The sequence below is a fragment of the Barnesiella sp. An55 genome (genome assembly GCF_002161555.1).
GTDB lineage: Bacteria > Bacteroidota > Bacteroidia > Bacteroidales > Barnesiellaceae > Barnesiella > Barnesiella merdipullorum.
On the sequence record NZ_NFHZ01000006.1, the window covers coordinates 151,305 to 170,231 of the forward strand.

Sequence of the window (18,927 nt, forward strand, 5' to 3'; positions counted from 1 at the left end):
AATTATAATTAGGGTTTTATTTCCAAAACCGAGATAATGGGCAGGTGATCCGAAGCGTTCACACCGGTGATGACCATATGGGAAACGACCCGGAACCTGTCGTTGGGATAATAGGTGATGTAGTCCAACTCCCGATTGGGATTGTTCGACGGAATGGTAAATTTCGTCGGATCGGTGTTTGTGCGGGTAAACCCGGCAGCATCGAGAATAGCAATTGTCGAGTTGGAAGGCGTAGCGTTGAAATCACCGCCAAGTACAATGGGCCGCTTTATCGGCTCGAAGATATTTTCAAGAGCATAAGTGATTTGCAAGTCGCGTTCGCTTTGTATTGTAGAGAGGTGAGTAACGGCAAATGTAATGTCGGTACCACCGATGTTGATGATGGCCGTACCCACGGCATTATCGCTGGTCATGACCTGCCCCTCGATCTCATCGGGGAAAAGGTAGGTCTTGGTCTCCTTAAACGGTTTTTTCGAGAGCATGGCCAGGCCATACTCTCCGCTGCGATAGTCCATAATCCGGAAGAAATGGTAATAGGGATACTTGGCTCGCGCGGCTATCTCCTTAGCCTGGTCTATCCCCAGGCTGCGGGTAGTGCAACTGTCGATCTCTTGAAGCAGAACGACGTCGGGCATCTTCGACTTGATAACGTTGGCAATACCGTCAACATCGGGAACGGTCTCTTCGCCGCTCACCCCATAATACGGAGCGCAATGCCGGGTATTATACGACATCACCGTCACCCGCTCGTTTCCCACCGGTCCACCGATGCCCCCGGGAACAGCGGGCTCGCCGCTGTTCTCCTTGGAGCAACTCGGTAACAGGAGTAGTAAATAAAACAATATGAATAAACTACGATACATGACGTGAGTCTGTGAATAGTCGGTTATTATTCGGGCCAACCGGGATTCTGTCCCAGCAGCGGATTCTTGATGCGCTCGGCATAAGGTACTGGCCACAGGTAGTGCACAGCCGGGTCGAAATAGCGGGGACCTCCCTCGGCACGCGATTTCTCGTAGATAATGTCGCCAAACTCATCGACTCCGGTATCGGGATAGGGATTGGCTCCCAGGTCGTTGATACAAACCCGTTCGCTCGGACCCGTGATGGCCCGGCCGAAGCGCAATTCGCCTTCACGCCAGCGCATCACGTCGGCATACCGCATACCATCGAGCACCATCTCGATGCGACGCTCACGCTTGATTTCGGTCCAGAGGTCGAGGTTCCAAGCCTTCAACTCGTCCAGATTCATGCGGTGCATACCCACCCGGTCTCTCAGTTTGTTGATCGTATAGTCGATTTGATCCTGCGTGAGGGTCCCGTTCAGCTGATACATGGCCTCGGCATAGATAAGCAACACTTCGGGGTAGCGCAACACATTGAGGTTATCGTGCGACAGGTTGTAGTTACCGGCAATCTGCATATCGTTGTACTTTTTGAAGTAGAATCCGGTACGGGCATTGGCTCCGTTGTTACCAGCCTGCAAGGAAAGGAAGCGAGGCAAGTTGAATATCTTGTTGGGTTTCTTGGTCTCGGCATCACCGTCATCCCCACCGGGCCACTCGTCGCCGGGGCAATAGAGCGTCATATACATGCGGGGATCGCGATTCTTGAAATAATCGGCATAATGCTCCTCGGGGAAGGTGTACAGATCGGAGGTGACAATATCGGTACGCTTGTAATATTCCAGACCAGCCTTGGCCGGTTTACCATCGGTACACAAATAGGCATCGACCAGCGATTTGGAAGGATTGATGCGGATATAATCAACCGGGCAGCAGGTTTCGTTGGAAACGTTATGGGTACGCACGTCGGGTACATAGACACTGTAAATCATCGACTCGGTATTATCGGGGTTGATTTCGGTATCACCCTCGGGCTGATATACCATGCCATAGTCGTACAGCTTGTAAGGACTGTTGTCGATAATCTCTTTGGAGAGCGATGCAGCCAACTCATAACGTCCGTTTTGCAAGGCAATGCGAGCCTGCATGGCCAAAGCGCCCCAGCGGTCGATACGACCTACATTCGCACCCAACTGACGTTCACGGGGCAGTTTCGACGCCGCCCATGTCAAATCATCCATCAGATGGTCTATCACTACATCGCGGTTGTCACGGGGCACATAGGCCTCCTCGGCAGTGATGACGTGGTCGATCCAGGGCACATCGCCCCAGAAGGTGGTCAACAGGAAGTAGAGATAGGACCTGATAACCTTTACCTCGGCAGCATAGACATCTTTGACATCCTGATCGACCTCAGCGCGGTTGTAGTTATCGAGAAAATTGTTGCAGACAAAGATATATCCATAGGCCTGTTCCCAATAGGTAGTAAAGGGGAAACCGTCGGTATAGGCGTGTTTACCGCCCGACACCTTGCTCAATCCGCTTGTGATGTTACCCCACATGCAGGTCTCGGCACAACACTCGCTCCAGTTGATGATAAAGTCTTTGAAAAACGCTTCGTAGCAGGGATACAACGCGGCCCGCAGCTGTTCCTCGTTTTTCCAATAGGTCTCATTGGTGATTGAATCCTGTGGATAGCGATCCAAAAAGTCGGAGCAGGAAGTCGACAACAACACGACTACTGCCAGTATATATTTATATATCTTTTTCATAATATATTTATTTTTAGAATGTTGCTGTTAATCCAAATATAACGGTCTTAACCTGGGGATAGGCATCGCCCGAACTGGTTCTCACCTCGGGATCGTAGGCCCCGAAATAGTTGGAGAAGGTGAGCAGATTATCGGCCGAAACATATACTCTCACGTGCTCGAGCTTACACGGATTCAGCCACTTCTTGGGCAGGCTGTAACCCAACTGAACATTTTTCAGACGCAGATACGATGCATCCTCCAACCAATAGTCACTGAAAAGCAGGTTGTGTGTCTGCGATTGGTACATACGCGGATATGTAGCATCGGGATTGGAGGGAGTCCAACGGTCCAGATGTTCTACCTTGGGTACCGAGTAATCGTTGATAAAGCAGTGACGAGCCTCGTCCGAAAGGTAACCGTTCACCTGGCCGATACCTTGCAGATAGAAACTGAAATCGAATCCTTTCCACTCTACCGAACCTTTCAGCGAGAAGGCATAGTGCGGATCTTTGTCGCCGAATACCACCTTGTCGTTATCGTCGATTACACCGTCGGGAACCCCATTGGGACCACTGATGTCGCGATACTTAATATCACCAGGTTGAGTGATGGCCTCAGCAGCCTTGGGTATGGCAAATTTGGGATTGATATAACGGCCATCACTGTCAACACCGCCAAAGTCGTCGATTTGAGCCAGACCATCGGTGAGGTATCCGTAGTAGGCGTCAATAGGATCACCCTCGCGACGGATATAATTGCCCAACGAAGGTTCGCTGGCACCCAGATCGATAATCTTGTTACGCGAGTCGGAGAGGTTGAAGGCCACGCTATACTTCACCTGATCGATGCGATCGCGCCATTGAATCCACCATTCCCAACCTTTATTCTCGATTTCTCCCATATTCTCAAACGGCAGGTTGGCCGAACCAGAGATACCTACCAGCGTAGGATAGATGGGCTGAACCAGAGCGTCGATGTTGTTCTTTTTGTACCAGTCGAATGTGGTCGATAAGCGGTTTTCAAAGAACGAAAGGTCGATACCCACATTCAACATGCGAATGGTTTCCCACTTGATATTCTTGTTACCCAGCTTGGTCTGCTGGAAACCCACGTTGTTCGTTCCACCGATAGGATAGGTTTTGTCAACTCGCTCGATAGGAGTCAAATAGGGATAATAGTTGCTGCTGATATTCTGGTTTCCCAGCTCACCCCACGAAGCACGAATCTTACCGCCGGTAAGTACCGATTGAGCCCACTCGAAGAAATTTTCCCGGGCAAAGTTCCAACCAGCCGAGAAAGAGGGGAAGTAACCCCAACGGTTCTCTTTGGCAAAACGCGAGGTTCCATCGATACGGAGGTTGGCCTCGAACAGATATTTGTTGTCATAGGCGTAGTTGACACGACCGAAATAGGAGCGTAAAGCCCACGATTGTTTGGTACCGCCATTGGTAATGTCCTCGGTACCGGCATCAAGTACATAGATGCCATCGAGCAAAATATTCTTACGGCTCGCCGTGAGCGTACTACGGTCTTCCCACTCCTGCGAAAAACCCAGCAAAGCCGATACCTCGTGTTTCTGAGCGAAAGTCTGGTTGTATTTCAAGGTAGCCTGAACCGTTTGTGTCAGGTAGTTGTACTGACTTTGCGACACGTAGTTCCTCAAATTCTCGTTACCGCTGCTGGGAGTGCCGTCCTGATAGTACTGATACATGGCCGGGTTATACTCGTTAGTCTCCCGCGAATAATAGTTGGCGGCATATTGGCCAGTCAGATGCAACTGGTCGATGATGCGAATGTCGGCCCCCACGATACCATTGAAGGTACGGGTCTGGCGCTTCTCGGTACCCGAGTTATAGGCCACATCGACCGGGTTCCGCACCATACCGAACGAATACCACTCGGTGTCACTCCAGGTTCCGTCGGCGTTCTCCTGCTGCCATTTGACCGGCAACAGCGGCGAGATGCGTTGTGCCAGACGGAACACACCCGATGTGCCACTATATCCGGCTTCACTGCGGAAGAAGTCAACGTAGCTCATGTTTCCCGTAATTTTGATGCGGTCGAAGACCTCGGTATTGACCGACATGCGGGCGTTATGACGGTGAGAGTTGAAGGCATCGCCTACCACAAGACCCTCTTGATTCAAATAGCCATACGAAATGAAATAGCCGCTCTTGGCCGTTCCGCCCCGAATACTCAGATTGTGATTGGTCTGAAAGGCACTCTTCTTGTACACCTCATCAATCCAGTCGGTATTGGAATAGTCGTTGGGATAACGACCCGAATCATATTTCTCAAAAGCCGTCTGATCATAGGGAGCCGAGAATCCGGCAGCCACCATGGCCTCGTTCGACAACGTCATATAGTCACGACCGTTGACCAATCGGGGCAAGCGTGTAGGGCTCTGCCAACCTGCATATCCCGAATAGGTGAGTTTGGCCTTTTCGTTCACACCACTCTTGGTCGTTACCAAGATTACACCATTGGCGGCCCGGGCACCGTAGATAGAAGCCGATGCGGCGTCTTTCAGTACCGAGATACTTTCGATGTCGCCCGGATTGAGCAGGTCGAGGTCACCCCCAGCCACACCGTCGATGAGAATAAGCGGCGAGGTCTCGCTGTTGATGGTACTCACGCCTCGAATCACGATAGAGGTGGCAGCTCCCGGCTGTCCCGAGGCGTGGGTCACCGATACACCCGGCAACTCGCCCTGCAAGGCGGCTGCGGCACTGGTTACTGGACGACTTTCGAGTTCGTCACCTTTGATCATCGACACGGCGCCGGTTACGTTGATTTTCTTCTGTACACCATAACCCACAACAACCACATCGTTGAGCGAGACCGAACTTTCGGCCATGGACACATCGATGGTTCCCGCCTTCTGCACGGTTTGCTTTTCGTCTTTATATCCTACATAGGAAAACTTCAAGGTACTGCCCTCGGGTACATTGATGGCATATTTGCCATCGACATCGGTTGAGGTTCCCTTTGTCAAGCCCTCGACAATAACCGAGGCTCCTATGATAGGTTCTCCGGTCAGACGATCGACTACGGTACCGTTGACCGACAGACCCTTTTTACTTGTACTGGTCGTACTCTTTCCGGTACTCCCCTGTTGTTTGTCACGATTGTAAAGAAGGACACTGTTGTCCAAGAAGCGAAAACCAATATTGGTTCCTTCAAAAAGTTGAGTCAGCGCCGCCTGCAAACTTACATTGTTGACCTTCAAGGAAACAGGTTTGTCGGGATCGACAAATTCCTTGCTATATGCCACATTAACAGACGCTTGTTCTTTAATTTGCTCCATCGCCTGCTTTAATGTAACATGCTGTATGTTCAACGTTACTTTCTGTTGCTGAGCGAATGCAACCCATGGAAAAGCAAGACAAAGCCCTCCCACCATACACCACTTGCGGATGTATGGAAAAATGTATTTTTCCAGCATAAATTGTGAGTGTTTATTATATTATTAGACTACAAGTTATTTCTCTTTCACTGCATAAACATTCTCCGATATTTCATTAAATTTTATGGGGGTAATGGCGGACATCATTTCAAGGATACCTGACAGGTTGTTAAGCTTGCAGGTGAAATTATAGGTGAAGGTATTTATTTGCTTGCTCTGCACATCGAAGGTAACATCGAATTGTCGCGACAGCGTGGTCAAGACCTCGCTCAAAGGCGCATTCCTAAATACCAATTTATTATCTTTCCAGTCCGAAGCCTCTTGATAATATTCGTCTCGCATGATCTTGCAAATATTGTTTCCTTTCTCATAGACAGCTGTCTGGCCGGGTTCCATCTGATACGAACCCATCTTTTCGGCATAGGGGTAACTAATCACGATACCACCCTCATTCAGCGTTGTGGTCACCACCGAATCGGTAGGATAGACCGACACGTTGAACTGGGTTCCCGTCACCCGGATATTCATCTCGTCGGCCTGCACCATGAAAGGCTTCGACACATCTTTCTTTACCTCGAAATAAGCCTCACCCACCAACGTTACCTCGCGTTTATCGCGGGCAAACTTTTCGGGATAGACCAGTTTTGAGTCGGCATTCAGCCACACTCTCGTACCATCTTCGAGCAGAACGACCAACCGTTCACCTCGTAAGGCACATATTTCCTTGTATTCAGGCTCGGAAAAATCAAAACTTTGGTATGCCCAATACCCCACATTCAACAAAACCAAAGCAATGGCACAAGCCCACTTACAGATAGTTCCTATGTTGCGTCGCTCGTTTCGCCGAATATCCTCCAACAAATTTTCATAGACACCAAACTTGTCGAAATCGGGAACTTCACGACCTCCCATCGGCAAAGATTCGGCATCCATCAGCCGCTCTATATCCTTGTCGATGTGATCCGAGATATAATTCAATATCTCACTATCGGTTTGATGTCGTTTTCCAAGACGCATAATTCATAGCCTTTCATTAGTAATACACATCGAACGTGTAAAAGTATTATAGAAAAAATGGATTTTTTCAATTATTTTTTGTTATCTCACAATAACAACGAGATAGCACATTGACGAATGAGTTCTTTGATCTGTTTCAGTGACTGGCTGTATTGAAACTTGACGGTATTGACAGACAGATGCAACTTATCGGCAATCTCCTGATTGGAATACTGCCCCGAAATTTTCAGTGAAAAGATTTTCCTGCGCTGAGGCGATAACCGATCGATTGCCCGACGAATCATGTCCAGCTGCTCGCGATCAATTTCGTCATCGACCTGATCGTCGTCGATTCTCTCCAACAACTCCAAGCAATCGTCCAGCACGAAAATGTTGTTTTTAGAATCGCGCAGGATATTCAAAATGTCATTCTTCAGCACCGTAAACAAAAAGTGATTCAGCGGCCGCCTTTCATCGAGATAGTCGCGCTTGGTCCAAATCTTCATAAAAAGATTTTGCACGGCATCTTCGGCCAATTCTTTATTACACAGATATTTGAATGCAAGCCGATAAGCCTGATTCGAATAGGTGTTGTAAAGAATGGTAAAAGCCAGTTGATTGCCTTGTTTTAACTGTATCGTTAAAGCGACGTCGTCCATTTTTATCGATTAAGAAAATCCTAGCACGGTGCAATATTCAAAAAAAATCATGAATCCACAAAAAAAAATCGATGAATTTAGAACTACAAATTTGAGTTTAATCTCAACTTGAGAAAAAAAATGGGCTGCAACCTGTTGGTTGCAGCCCTTCGATCTTGTACCCAGACCCGGTACAAGGCATAGAAATCATAGGAAAATAAAAGGATTTATCTTCCTTATTATCAATTATTTGCATCTTTCTTATTTTCTCTATTTTTGCCATATTTTGCCCATTTTTCGTCATTAAGTACACTTTTAGTACACTTTGAAATTCCATTTTCTTTTGTACCTTTGCAATATCGGAAAACAAAAGAAAATCAATTATTTAGCGTAATCACCCGGTTATGGTACCTAAATCGGGATAAAACCTCTAAACAATGGAAAAGTTAGAAAATAAAACGAAAGAAAACCCTAAATTGGAGCAAAACAGGCTGTCGGACGGCAGAATTAGTTTGTATCTGGAGTATTATTTGGGTAGAGAGGAAAAGCCTGTATTGGATGAAAACGGTAATCAGGTGTATTATGAAAGCGGTAAGATGCGGGGAAAGCCGAAGTTCGCTATCAAGCATCACAGGCGAAAAGAGAACCTCAGCCTGTATCTGATAGAGAAGCCACGTACCCCTGCGGAACGCCAGCAGAACAAGGAAACACTGGAGCTTGCTGTAAAAATACGTGCCGAACGTGAACAGGAGTTTAAGGAAAGTATGTTGGGCTATCGCCTGAAAAAAGACCGGAACGTGAATTTCTTGGATTATTTTCAAGCCTATATCAATGACTATACCAAGAAAGACATTCGGATGGTGCAAATCGCCCTAAGCCGTTTCAAGGACTTTTTGAAGGAGCATTACCCGATGCACGAGTTCGGCATCAAGCCGGAACTTATCACGAAGGACATGATGGAACAGTTCGTAGCTTATCTGCAATCCCGGAGCGTGGGCGAAGGGGCTAAAAGCATCTTCCAGCGTTTCAAGAAGGTTATCCACTATGCGATTGACCACGATGTGATGCTGAAAGACCCCTGCAAAGGCGTTACCTGCAAGGCGGATAGCCAGATACTACGCAAGGACGTGCTTTCGCCGGAAGAAATCCAGCGGTTGATTGCGTGCCATTATGACAACGAGAACCCCAACGTAAGGCGTGCGTTTATCTTTTGCCTGTATTGTGGCTTGCGCTTCTGTGATGTGAAAGACCTTACCTATAAGAATATCGACTACGCTAATAAGCTGCTAAAATTTGAGCAGAACAAGACCAAAGGTCATTCCGCCAGTAGCGGTGTGGTCATTCCGCTCAATGACGGTCTTCTTTCGCTTGTGGGAGAACCGCCGGCAGACGGTAACAAAGACGCTCTCATCTTCAACCTGCCTTCGTATGAAAGTTGCTGCAAATCTGTCAAGCGTTGGGTGAAAAGAGCCGGGATAGATAAGCACATAAGCTGGCATTGCGCTCGTCACTCATTCGCCGTGAATATCCTCAACAATGGGGCGAACATCAAGACGGTTGCCAGCCTGCTCGGGCATAGCGGACTGAAACATACGGAGAAATACACCCGTGCGGTGGATAAATTGAAAGAGGAAGCGATAAACAGCCTGCCGGAATTAAAGTTTTAACCATAAAAGACTTACCTTTGCAATTATGGATTTTGAAGCATTAGTAAAACATATCAGCACGATGCAAAGCACGTTGCAGGCGCAAGCCGCACACGCTGTAAACCTCGCCCTGACTGCCCGCAATTGGCTCATGGGCTGCTATATCGTGGAGTTTGAGCAAAACGGTGAAGACCGTGCCGCATACGGCGAACAACTGTTGAAGAAACTGGAACAGCGGTTGAATGTCAAAGGACTGAACGAGCGCAGGTTTCGTGAGTTCCGGCGGCTATACCTTGTTTATCCGCAACTGAAAGAGCCTATCGCACAATACATATTGGCAGGAAGCGAAATTCGGCACACACTGTCCGCCGAATTCACAGACCCAATTCGGCACACGGTGAGTGCCGAATTACAATCCGTTAATAATCAACCAAGTGAATGGAATACACAAGCTGATAGATTATTTGAAAGATTACCGTATTCTCATTTAAAGTTTATTTCTAAAATAGAAAATCCGGTCAAACGTGCTTTCTATGAAATGGAAGCAATAAGGGGTTGTTGGTCAGCAAGAGAACTGGAGCGACAAATCAATTCCCTCTATTACGAGCGCAGCGGATTGTCGAAAAACAAAGAAGCCTTATCTGCTTTGGTGCAACGGCAAGCCATGCCGCTGCAGCCCAAAGACATTATTAACACGCCCGTTACGTTGGAGTTCTTGGGATTGAACGACCGTGCTTTGGTAACGGAAAACGACTTGGAGCAATCCATTCTGGACAACCTGCAACACTTCCTGTTGGAAATGGGACATGGCTTCTGCTTCGAAGCACGCCAAAAGAGAATCCTGATAGACGGGGATTATTTCTTTGCCGACCTCGTGTTTTACCACCGCATTTTGAAATGCCATGTCATCGTGGAATTGAAGATAGACAAGTTCCGCCACGAATACGCTTCGCAACTGAACCTATATCTTAACTACTTCAAGGCGGAAGTGATGCAACCCGACGACAATCCGCCTGTCGGCATCCTGCTTTGCACCGAGAAGGGCGACACGTTGGTAAAATACGCCACTGCCGGATTAGACCCGAACATCTTCGTGCAAAAGTATATGATAGAACTTCCCACTGAAGAGGAAATTAAGAAGTTCATTTCAACTGCAAACTATTAGCAATAAAAAACACTACTGGCGAAAAGAAGGAAAGCCATTCTTTCTCTTTTCGCCAGCACGTTTATTACTGCCAACAAGAATAGGTTTAGGTTAGTTTGGATGTATATACAAAAGACAGAACTAAACCGTAAATGCAGACGATAATTATAGCAAGTCACTTATGATACATTCTGTTCTTCCAAGACTATATTAGCATCATTATCGCATTTTTCAGGCTTAATCCGCTCTATACGACGAATATGTTTTGCCCTATTAGCTATAATTAACGGTACACGCTCGACAACAACAACCGATGTGTCAAGCCCCAACGCACTCGGTTCTCCAATGCCTATCTTTCTAATTAAGGCATAAAGGCTCATCAGCAAATTTTGTCGGCGGTTACGGGAATCTTCAGGATAATATATCCGGTGGATAATAATAAAGCGAAAATCACCCGGTATGCCATTCTTATGCAATGAAGGATAAGAGCTTGTTAGTTCTACTTCACCATCCGCAACAAGGTCATCAACTACTTGTCGTAAATATAGGCTCACGCGCGGTTCTATACGAAAACCTATACGCATGGTTATACTAAACAATGTCCCTTTTATTAATGTGGAACAATTATATTCAAGTGTGTCTGGTGTATCCACAAATTCAAGGTTAATAAGCCAATAATGATCTGCCCGTTTAGGCTGCTTATTAATTATGGAATACAACAATTTATCGTCCACACAACCTTCTTTGTCTGCATGATTCACATAGACAAGATTAGAAGCATATTTGGATATGCTTTCGTCCGCCTTAATATCAGAAATAATGTTGTAGTATTCACTTAACCGTTTGGAAGACATATGTTTTCGACGAATTTTGTTGGCACTTACCCATACAAACATGATAAAACATAATAATCCACCTATTAACAACGTAAACCAACCTCCGACCATAAATTTGGACAGGTTTGCAGCAAGGAAAATACCTTCAATAACACAATATCCGCCGACAAACAGTATTGATAGAATGCGTGGAATGTTATGCATATGCAAATAGAATCCCAACAACAATGTTGTCATCAACATTGTAATAGTTATGGCAAGTCCATAAGCGGCTTCCATGTGGGTGGAATCTCGAAACAACAATATAGTAAATATTACTCCAATATACATTACAAGGTTTACCATTGGAATAAATGACTGACCTTTTACGTTGGTAGGGTGCTTAATACGCATACGAGGCCAGAAATTCAAGTTCATAGCTTCACTCAATATGGAAAATGAACCGCTTATTAGAGCTTGGCTCGCAACAATAGCTGCCCCGGTAGCCATTGCTATGGAAAACAACAGTATTTCTTGTGGCATGATTGAATAAAATGGGTTCACTGTACCTTCTGCACTTTCCGGATGATGCAATACCCACGCTCCTTGCCCCAAATAATTTAGAATAAGCATCACCTTTACAAATATCCAACTGACCGTAATATTTCGTCTGCCACAGTGCCCTAAATCAGTGTATAAGGCTTCTGCACCAGTGGTACACAAGAAAACGGCACCCAATATCAGAAACCAGTGGGGGGATTCCACTAATAACCGTATGGCATAGTAAGGATTGAATGCCTTGAATACTTGAGGATAGGAAGTCAGACTGATAGCTCCGGCGATTCCAAGAAGCAGGAACCAAAGTAGCATAAATATGCCAAATGACCGTCCTATATTTTCTGTACCAAAACGCTGAACGAAAAATATAATGGTAATAATGGTCAGTGTAATAGGAATCACAGGCAGATGCGGACTGATACTTTCAAGTCCTTCTATGGCAGTTGTGACCGTAATGGCTGGAGTGATAATACCATCAGCAAGCAAAGTGCTCGCACCGATAATGGCAATGATGTAAATCCACCTTCTTCTGTGGCGGCGTAAAAGGGCATAAAGCGCAAGTATGCCACCCTCCCCGTTATTGTCGGCACGGAGAGCCACCAGCACATATTTCACCGTAGTCTGAAGAGTAAGCGTCCATATGATACAAGACAATGCGCCTAAAACATAATTTTCATCAAGAGCTTCTCCAGTATGAATGATGGCTTTCATAACATAGAGTGGCGATGTTCCAATGTCACCAAAAACAATACCCAATGTGATGAGTAACCCGGCAAATCCAAGTTTATGTTGAATATTGCCTTCTTTTGATAGGTTTGCCATAAAAAGTAGTTTTTTGTTCTACATATATTTGTTTTCCTTTCAAGCGGCGCAAATATAAAATAAAATCTTAACAATAAGATTTCACTTTTCTTTTTTCGTGAAAAATATCATATAAACCTTGACGATGGTCAAGGCTTGTCTAAAAAAAATAGTCTGTTTGAATTACGTATAACTATTAAACTCAAAAGCCGAAGTTATGGGACTTATCCTTCACCTCGGCTTTTTGCTATTTACTGATTTCCTAACCTATCAGCTTCCTTTTTCAACTGCTCAGCCTGCTCATTAAGCAGCTTTGCCCGTTCCAAGGCTTCCGCCTGCCTGCGGCAACGTTCCTCAAAATCTAGTACCGAATCCGTCAGGTTGCGGATAAAACGCTCGTCCCGCTGCCACTTGAACTTATTCTCCAGTCTTTCAAGGGTATTGCCGTCCGCTTGTCCCTGCATCAGCAGATAACGGTATTTCATGTCGTTGTCCTGCAACTGCCCCATCCGTTCAGCCAGACGGACATTCAGGAACAGGGACGTGGCACAGACAATCAGACCTGCCGAAAAGAGGAATAGCTTCGGGCGTACCAAAGAAGTTACTTTGTTGTAAATCCGCCGATGAAACGGTACGGGTTTGGCTTCTTCTTTTTCTGCCATGCGCTCATCATGGTACCGCTTCATTGTTTCCTGCATTTCCTTGAGACAGCCGAAAGTGGCTACTACATAATTCTTGACCTCCCCGAAAGATTGCCGTTGTTCCTGTCCTGATTTCCGCAGTTCGGCAAGCCGGGTCAGGATGTCTTGCAACTCTTTTTCGGGAACCGCCGGGTTCCTGCGTAACTCAGACAATGCCCGTTCTATAGCCTCCAGTCGGGAAAGGGTTTCCTCGCGTCCGGCTGGCGTCACCTGCGCTTCCTGCTTCTCCTTCAGTTCCGTGACCATGGAGAGAAGCCCCTCTAAAATCAAATTTTCTTCCATATCCGTTTACAGTTTAAGTTGTCTTTTCTTTTTCTTCTTCTTTTTTCTCAGACTCCAGTCAATTTCTTCGTCCGATGGAGCAGACGGCGAAACATCGAACAAGCTGAACAAGCCGCCCATTGAAGGGCTGTCGTTCCTTTGCGGTGTTTGCTCAGGCTCCAAAATAGGTGCGGAAACTATCTGCTGGCGGCTATTTTCTACGGTATCCATTCCTGCGTTCCCGAAATGCTTATCCAGTTTGGAGAAGCTGAAATTGCGGTCTATTTCCGAACCTTTGAACGTATAGGCACCTTTGGTGAAGGAGATGCCCTGCACCTCGTCTGTACGCCCTTTATACTTGAAGCGGATGCCGATGCCCTTTTCTGCCAGCCGCTCCTGTAACTGCCGCCAACTTTTGGACTTGCCGATTTCATTCCTCACAGCCGTGTAAATCTCGTATTTCGACTTGTCCGGCTCTTTCAGGCGATGCCGCTTAACCAGTTCCTTGCCTTTGGCGAAGTATAGCCCGTGCTTGGCTTTCAGCTTCTTGCACACCTGCTCGTTGCGGTACATGTCGTTCCTGTCCGAGATGGTCTTGCCGTCGTTGTCTATGCGATTGAACACGATATGTACATGCGGATGCTCCCTATCTTGGTGGCGCACGATGATGTACTGCGTATCGGTGATTTTCATCTCTCGCATATACTCTTGCGCAAGTTGTATCATCTTCTCGTCCGTCAGCTTGGGCGCATCGTTTACCGAATAGCTCAGCGCGATATGTCCGACTGGCTTGCCCAGACGGGGATTCATGGAGGCTTGTGCGCAGAAGCAGCGGATGATGTCCTGCCTGCTTTCCGCCAGTACTCCGTCTGCATGGAGCAAGACCGCCTGCTGCTTGCCCAGCACGTAGTCCACACAGCCCTTAAGCCCGCTTCCCTTCCTTATTTTTCCAATCATCCGACAAATGGCTTATGATTTCCACTATCCTGTTCTTAAGTTTCACCAGTTCGACCGCCACTTTCGCAAAGCCTCCGGCATTTGCCCGGTGCGCCAGCTGGTTGATGTTGTTCGCTTCGCCTGCCAGTTTGCGGAGGATGTCCGTATCCTGCCTGTTCAGCCGGGGCGTTATCTCTGCCGACACGACAGCCTGCCGCACATACTCGCTGACACGCAGCTCGGCTTCTGACGCCCGCTTCCTAACGGCGTAATACTGCAACTCGGTCAGCTTCGTGCTGACCACACGTCTTTGCTTGTCTATCCGGTTCTTTGCCGGACGACCGCCTGATTTGTTCCTTGTATCTGTCATACATTTTTGTCTTTGGAAGTTGTCTTGAAAATTGCGACCGACGGGAGCGGTTTCCTTTGCGGGGAGCAAAGCAAGGCGGTTTCGGTCTACCGAAACATAACCTTGCTTCCCCTAAGAAACGTCTGCCCGTTGCTCACAGTGTCTATCTCCGCCGGGTTAGATTCCCCTGCCTTTCTTCTGCCTTAGCAGCAGTTTCTGTCCGTTTTTCTGTTCCTGCTTCCTGCCGCACAGGTAATCGTTCAGGTCGGAATATTCCCGGTAATTGTGCGAGAAATCCCGTACCAGATAGGAGTATTCCGCTGTGATGGCTTGCGTTGCCCGGAAGCCTGCCCCGTCATTGTCGAGCAGGCAGTGGATGCGTTCATACTGCCCCAATGCGTCAATGGCTTTCTGTACATTGGCGGTGGAGTTGAGTATGACGTAATCCTGCCTGTCAAGGTTGGGCATGGCAGGGCAGTTCTTTGTCCTTAGCGTGAGGAATGAAAGATAGTCCATGAAGCCCTCGAACACCAGGCACTTCTCCCTTGGTTCGCCCTCTTGCCGGATATGGGTGATGTCTTTCGGTGTGATGCTGCCTTTGAAAAAGGAGTTGCGCACCTCGTAGCCGCCAGCCACATTCGGGAAACCGATGGCGAAGTAGGGCTTGCCGTCATGAGTGAAACGCAGTTCCCTGCATTCTCTTTTTGCCAGTGTAAGGTCAATGCCACGCCCCTGCAAGTAACGGAGCAATGCCGGATGGGTGAGGTCACGGACTTCCAAATGTTGAAAACTCGGTGCCGACCTTTGCTGCCGAAAAGAAAAACTGACCGGGCGGACATGCTGTGCCTGTTCTGCTATCCGGTTTAAGAGGTACGGCAGATGGTCGGAACAGTAAAGTTCCTGTGCCAGTGCGATGATGTTGCCGCCTTTGCCAGCCCCGAAGTCATACCATTGTTCCCGTTCTGTGTTTACTTTAAAGGATGCTTCATGTTCCTCCCTCAGTGGCGATTTGTACCATAGATTCGCTCCCTGCTGCTTGACGGGTGAATATCCCAGACTGTGCAGGTAATCGGTGATGGGTATTTTCTTTGCTTCTTCAATGTTCATAATGCAAACTTTTTAGTGGATGATGAATAATTGGGAAGTGTACCAGTCCGGTTTAGACCTTCATATATACGCCCGTACTGTACCGGACTTGATTGCCGGGAGTGACGGGAAACGGGAAGTCTGTTCCCCTTATATATATGTCCGAACTAAACCAAACCTGTTTTAGTAGTGAAAATCGGGATTGTAACGGTATCCCTTTCCTTCCTTTACAATCATACGCTTGTTCACGAGGAACGTGTTCAATGCCACGAGGACATTGCGTCCCCGCTCGTAGCCGATGCTTGCATAGCCCTGCTTCAACGCCTGTATGACGTTGGAATAGCCCTGCACGGTGCGCTTGCCGAAACCGTTTTCCAACGCCGTGCGGTGCTGCTGTTCAGTCAGTTCCGTAAGCGGGAAACTTTTTTCCTGCTTGGGCTGCTGGAATACATAGCCGTCCACGACTTCGGGCAATGCGCTGTCGTTGATGCGGAAGGCGAAAGGCTCGAAGTCCCGGTCGCGTATATGTGCCGCCTTTACCTCGCTGATGTTCCCGTCCTGCGTGCTCTTGGTGATTTGCAGGACGGTTTCCGCCTTGTTGTTCAGTTCCGTGCCGATATGTCCCCTCGTATTGTCATCCCCCTTGTTCAGATGCAGCACGGTATGAATGTGCAGGTTGTATCCGCTTGACCAGCGCATGAGCAGGTTTATCAGGTCGGTCGATTCGCTGGGGCTGTTGATGTCATACATCAGGTCGCGGATGCCGTCAATGATGAGCAGCCCCACATCGGGCATGTTCTCCAGCATATACTCGATAATCCGCTTCCGCATGTCAGGGGTCTGTTCCCGAAGTACGATGAAAACAAAGTCGTCCCTGTCTTGGTCGGTCGGCAGCCCGGCAAGCCGCAGGATGCGTTCCATCACCTTGTGGCAATGGTATCTGCTCTGTTCGGTGTCCACATAAAGGATTTTCCGTTTGTCCGGAGGCAGGCACGCCGAATAGTGCAGCACCTCGTCATTGGTCAGTGCCGCTGCAACGATGGCGGAGATGTTGAACGTCTTCTTGCTTTTCGCCTTGCCTGTGGAGGCGCTGAAGTTGCCCAGCGTCCCGATGGTGGAGCCGTTTACCCAAAGGATTTCAGGCGGCACATCGTAAGTGTCCGTCACTTTCAGGCGGATGCTTTTCCAAAGGGCAGCAAATTCTTCCTTCTTCATGATGGTGTCCCCTTTAGCCTCCGTGCTTTTCTTGTTTTCCATGGGCTTTATTTCTTTAAGGGACGGTTGAGAACATACTTCTGCGCTTCCTGCTCTATCTGCGTTTTGGTCTTTACCGGATTCTGGCGGAGCCATGCTTCCAGTTCGGACTTCTCAAAATAAAGCATCTTCCCCTGCGGCTTGTAATGGGGAATCAGATTGCCCGAAGTCAGCTTGTAAAGGTAACTTTTGGACAGGTTGAGGAATGTGCTCGCTTCATCAAAGCTAAGCACGTTCTTGGTTAGGAACAACATTCTTTCGAGTTCTTCCACTCGCATTTCCAAAGTTTTTTCCATATTGCTTGAAACTTTTTGGTGAAACAATATGAAGGTGCGCCCCCTCGTTTTATTTTTGATGGAGCAAAAATCGGCATCCTCCAAAACATCAACACATAAGTTACGGGTAACTCACGTGAAATATTTTTGTTTTGACCTATGCCGACATGCCGCATCGTTTTGTTAACGGGGGCAAAGTTAAAGGCTTGGAAATGAAGTCTAATTGAGCTTTGTTTGACCGCTCAGACTATGCTCAACCTTTTTGCAGTTGCTTGATGTATTTGTCTATGAGTTCGTATCCTTTCGGGTAGATGCACTTCACGTTGTCTGTCGCGCTCGACAAGTCGCTGCGTGTGAGGTATTTGTCTTTTATCTTGGCAAGTACCAGCTTGTTGTTGGCTATGACGGACTGCCACTCATAAGCGATATAGTTGTAGCAGCTAAGCTGCATCATCAGATAAGCCAGCAAGCGGTTGTTGTTGGACTTCAATACCCCGTTCAGTTTGCAGGCGAAGAAGTCCGAAAGGATTTTCGGGGTGATTGTCGTGGTGAATATGTGCGCTTCGTTGATACATTCGACCAACAGTTTGATTTGTTGCGTTGTAAGGACTGATTTGAATGGATTGGATTTCCCGACTATCTTGGTCGGCTCAGGCTGTGCCTTCTCTTCTTCTTTTGGCTGTTCTTCTGATTTCTCATCCAAAGGAACAGAGGCATGACTGGCGTTCTCCAGTTGTTGGAGGTATTCCAGATATTGGGTCTGCATGACAAGGCGCACAATGGAAGAAAAGAACGGAAGCTGCTCATCATAGCAAGTGGAAGATTGCAGGTATTTGTCCATATCAAAAGAAGAACATTGGAACGAAATATATTTTTTCCGCTCGTCAAAAGAGAGATTCTCGAAGAAACCGCTTTCCCAAAGGAAGTCCGGCATCAGTATGTCAAAACGTATATTGTGCAGGGCACGGTTCTTTTGGCATAGGGATACAAGGTTCTCGGTCACGTTGAAAATTTCTTGCCGGATGTAGTCATTCATTTGCGCTTCCGTCAGGTATTCACGCTTTAAGGCAAGCGCATTAGTTTTTATCCCGTATTCATGGGCAACACATTTATCAAGTAACTGCTGTATCTTTTTGAAGTTGGTTTCTCTGAAATCTTCCATATACGTTGTGCATTAAAATCGGTTTGGGTTACAAAGATAAGTGATGGATACCGTTTTCAAAGCAAACAAAAGCAAGAGAAAGGAAGAAATATGCAGCATCTTTGTTAATAAAGCATAAATATAAGGTTGCTAAAACGGCGAAAGTACTCTTTCTTTTTCTTTTCGTCAGGAAGTACACTTTTAGGCCTAGTCGACAAAATTCAGGATGAAACCAGTTGAAAAACTTCCTAGTCGACAAAATTCAGGATAATCCTCAATAATGTCTTGATATATATTCGTCAATAAGTTTCATTCTATGAG

Annotated in this window: 15 protein-coding genes; 2 read left to right on the top strand and 13 right to left on the bottom strand. The window is 47.1% G+C overall.

Annotated elements, in window-relative coordinates:
* Positions 1–8 precede the first annotated feature (8 nt).
* The 5 genes from B5G10_RS05575 to B5G10_RS05595 form a co-directional block, all read right to left on the bottom strand.
* Positions 9–863: an endonuclease/exonuclease/phosphatase family protein gene (locus B5G10_RS05575; protein WP_087423747.1), complete on the bottom strand. Its 855-nt coding sequence runs from the start codon at positions 861–863 to the stop codon at positions 9–11.
* A 26-nt stretch (positions 864–889) separates the two neighbouring features.
* Positions 890–2,617, bottom strand: a complete 1,728-nt coding sequence (locus tag B5G10_RS05580) for a RagB/SusD family nutrient uptake outer membrane protein (protein ID WP_087423748.1) — start codon at positions 2,615–2,617, stop codon at positions 890–892.
* Positions 2,618–2,630: 13 nt separating this feature from the next.
* The gene (locus B5G10_RS05585; protein ID WP_241147723.1) at positions 2,631–6,002 is read right to left on the bottom strand and encodes a TonB-dependent receptor; all 3,372 of its coding nucleotides are present in this window, start codon (positions 6,000–6,002) and stop codon (positions 2,631–2,633) included.
* 78 nt (positions 6,003–6,080) lie between these two features.
* Positions 6,081–7,022, bottom strand: a complete 942-nt coding sequence (locus B5G10_RS05590; protein WP_087423750.1) for a FecR family protein — start codon at positions 7,020–7,022, stop codon at positions 6,081–6,083.
* An 86-nt stretch (positions 7,023–7,108) separates the two neighbouring features.
* Positions 7,109–7,660 (bottom strand): RNA polymerase sigma-70 factor, encoded by a 552-nt coding sequence (locus B5G10_RS05595; RefSeq protein WP_087423751.1) that lies wholly within the window; start codon positions 7,658–7,660, stop codon positions 7,109–7,111.
* Positions 7,661–8,076: 416 nt separating this feature from the next.
* Between B5G10_RS05595 and B5G10_RS05605 the strand changes: the two genes are divergently transcribed.
* Both B5G10_RS05605 and B5G10_RS05610 read left to right on the top strand, forming a co-directional pair.
* Complete coding sequence (locus B5G10_RS05605; RefSeq protein WP_087423753.1) at positions 8,077–9,306, top strand: site-specific integrase; 1,230 nt, start codon at positions 8,077–8,079, stop codon at positions 9,304–9,306.
* A gap of 25 nt (positions 9,307–9,331) precedes the next feature.
* On the top strand, positions 9,332–10,450 hold the full coding sequence (locus B5G10_RS05610) for a PDDEXK nuclease domain-containing protein (RefSeq protein WP_087423754.1): 1,119 nt from the start codon (positions 9,332–9,334) through the stop codon (positions 10,448–10,450).
* Positions 10,451–10,608: 158 nt separating this feature from the next.
* On the opposite strand, the gene B5G10_RS05615 is transcribed toward B5G10_RS05610, so the two are convergent.
* From B5G10_RS05615 to B5G10_RS05650, 8 genes are all read right to left on the bottom strand, one after another.
* Positions 10,609–12,624 (bottom strand): KUP/HAK/KT family potassium transporter, encoded by a 2,016-nt coding sequence (locus B5G10_RS05615; RefSeq protein ID WP_087423755.1) that lies wholly within the window; start codon positions 12,622–12,624, stop codon positions 10,609–10,611.
* 230 nt (positions 12,625–12,854) lie between these two features.
* Positions 12,855–13,586, bottom strand: a complete 732-nt coding sequence (locus B5G10_RS05620; RefSeq protein WP_087423756.1) for a hypothetical protein — start codon at positions 13,584–13,586, stop codon at positions 12,855–12,857.
* A gap of 6 nt (positions 13,587–13,592) precedes the next feature.
* On the bottom strand, positions 13,593–14,522 hold the full coding sequence (locus B5G10_RS05625; protein WP_087423757.1) for a relaxase/mobilization nuclease domain-containing protein: 930 nt from the start codon (positions 14,520–14,522) through the stop codon (positions 13,593–13,595).
* A complete protein-coding gene (locus B5G10_RS05630) occupies positions 14,488–14,871 on the bottom strand; it encodes a MobC family plasmid mobilization relaxosome protein (protein WP_087423768.1) in 384 nt (127 codons plus the stop codon). Before B5G10_RS05630 ends, B5G10_RS05625 begins: the two co-directional genes overlap by 35 nt.
* 156 nt (positions 14,872–15,027) lie before the next feature.
* A complete protein-coding gene (locus B5G10_RS05635) occupies positions 15,028–15,957 on the bottom strand; it encodes a toprim domain-containing protein (RefSeq protein ID WP_087423758.1) in 930 nt (309 codons plus the stop codon).
* Positions 15,958–16,119: 162 nt separating this feature from the next.
* The gene (locus B5G10_RS05640; RefSeq protein WP_087423759.1) at positions 16,120–17,193 is read right to left on the bottom strand and encodes an AAA family ATPase; all 1,074 of its coding nucleotides are present in this window, start codon (positions 17,191–17,193) and stop codon (positions 16,120–16,122) included.
* Positions 17,194–17,198: 5 nt separating this feature from the next.
* The gene (locus B5G10_RS05645; protein WP_022456179.1) at positions 17,199–17,486 is read right to left on the bottom strand and encodes a helix-turn-helix domain-containing protein; all 288 of its coding nucleotides are present in this window, start codon (positions 17,484–17,486) and stop codon (positions 17,199–17,201) included.
* Between the two features lie 232 nt (positions 17,487–17,718).
* The gene (locus B5G10_RS05650) at positions 17,719–18,627 is read right to left on the bottom strand and encodes a hypothetical protein (RefSeq protein ID WP_087423760.1); all 909 of its coding nucleotides are present in this window, start codon (positions 18,625–18,627) and stop codon (positions 17,719–17,721) included.
* Between the last annotated feature and the right edge of the window lie 300 nt (positions 18,628–18,927).

What these genes read in the sequence shown, in the direction of transcription:
- B5G10_RS05575 (WP_087423747.1), bottom strand. Translation starts at nt 863, where the DNA reads ATGTATCGTAGTTTATTCATATTGTTTTATTTACTACTCCTGTTACCG.
- B5G10_RS05580 (WP_087423748.1), bottom strand. Translation starts at nt 2,617, where the DNA reads ATGAAAAAGATATATAAATATATACTGGCAGTAGTCGTGTTGTTGTCG.
- B5G10_RS05585 (WP_241147723.1), bottom strand. Translation starts at nt 6,002, where the DNA reads ATGGTGGGAGGGCTTTGTCTTGCTTTTCCATGGGTTGCATTCGCTCAG.
- B5G10_RS05590 (WP_087423750.1), bottom strand. Translation starts at nt 7,022, where the DNA reads ATGCGTCTTGGAAAACGACATCAAACCGATAGTGAGATATTGAATTAT.
- B5G10_RS05595 (WP_087423751.1), bottom strand. Translation starts at nt 7,660, where the DNA reads ATGGACGACGTCGCTTTAACGATACAGTTAAAACAAGGCAATCAACTG.
- B5G10_RS05605 (WP_087423753.1), top strand. Translation starts at nt 8,077, where the DNA reads ATGGAAAAGTTAGAAAATAAAACGAAAGAAAACCCTAAATTGGAGCAA.
- B5G10_RS05610 (WP_087423754.1), top strand. Translation starts at nt 9,332, where the DNA reads ATGGATTTTGAAGCATTAGTAAAACATATCAGCACGATGCAAAGCACG.
- B5G10_RS05615 (WP_087423755.1), bottom strand. Translation starts at nt 12,624, where the DNA reads ATGGCAAACCTATCAAAAGAAGGCAATATTCAACATAAACTTGGATTT.
- B5G10_RS05620 (WP_087423756.1), bottom strand. Translation starts at nt 13,586, where the DNA reads ATGGAAGAAAATTTGATTTTAGAGGGGCTTCTCTCCATGGTCACGGAA.
- B5G10_RS05625 (WP_087423757.1), bottom strand. Translation starts at nt 14,522, where the DNA reads ATGATTGGAAAAATAAGGAAGGGAAGCGGGCTTAAGGGCTGTGTGGAC.
- B5G10_RS05630 (WP_087423768.1), bottom strand. Translation starts at nt 14,871, where the DNA reads ATGACAGATACAAGGAACAAATCAGGCGGTCGTCCGGCAAAGAACCGG.
- B5G10_RS05635 (WP_087423758.1), bottom strand. Translation starts at nt 15,957, where the DNA reads ATGAACATTGAAGAAGCAAAGAAAATACCCATCACCGATTACCTGCAC.
- B5G10_RS05640 (WP_087423759.1), bottom strand. Translation starts at nt 17,193, where the DNA reads ATGGAAAACAAGAAAAGCACGGAGGCTAAAGGGGACACCATCATGAAG.
- B5G10_RS05645 (WP_022456179.1), bottom strand. Translation starts at nt 17,486, where the DNA reads ATGGAAAAAACTTTGGAAATGCGAGTGGAAGAACTCGAAAGAATGTTG.
- B5G10_RS05650 (WP_087423760.1), bottom strand. Translation starts at nt 18,627, where the DNA reads ATGGAAGATTTCAGAGAAACCAACTTCAAAAAGATACAGCAGTTACTT.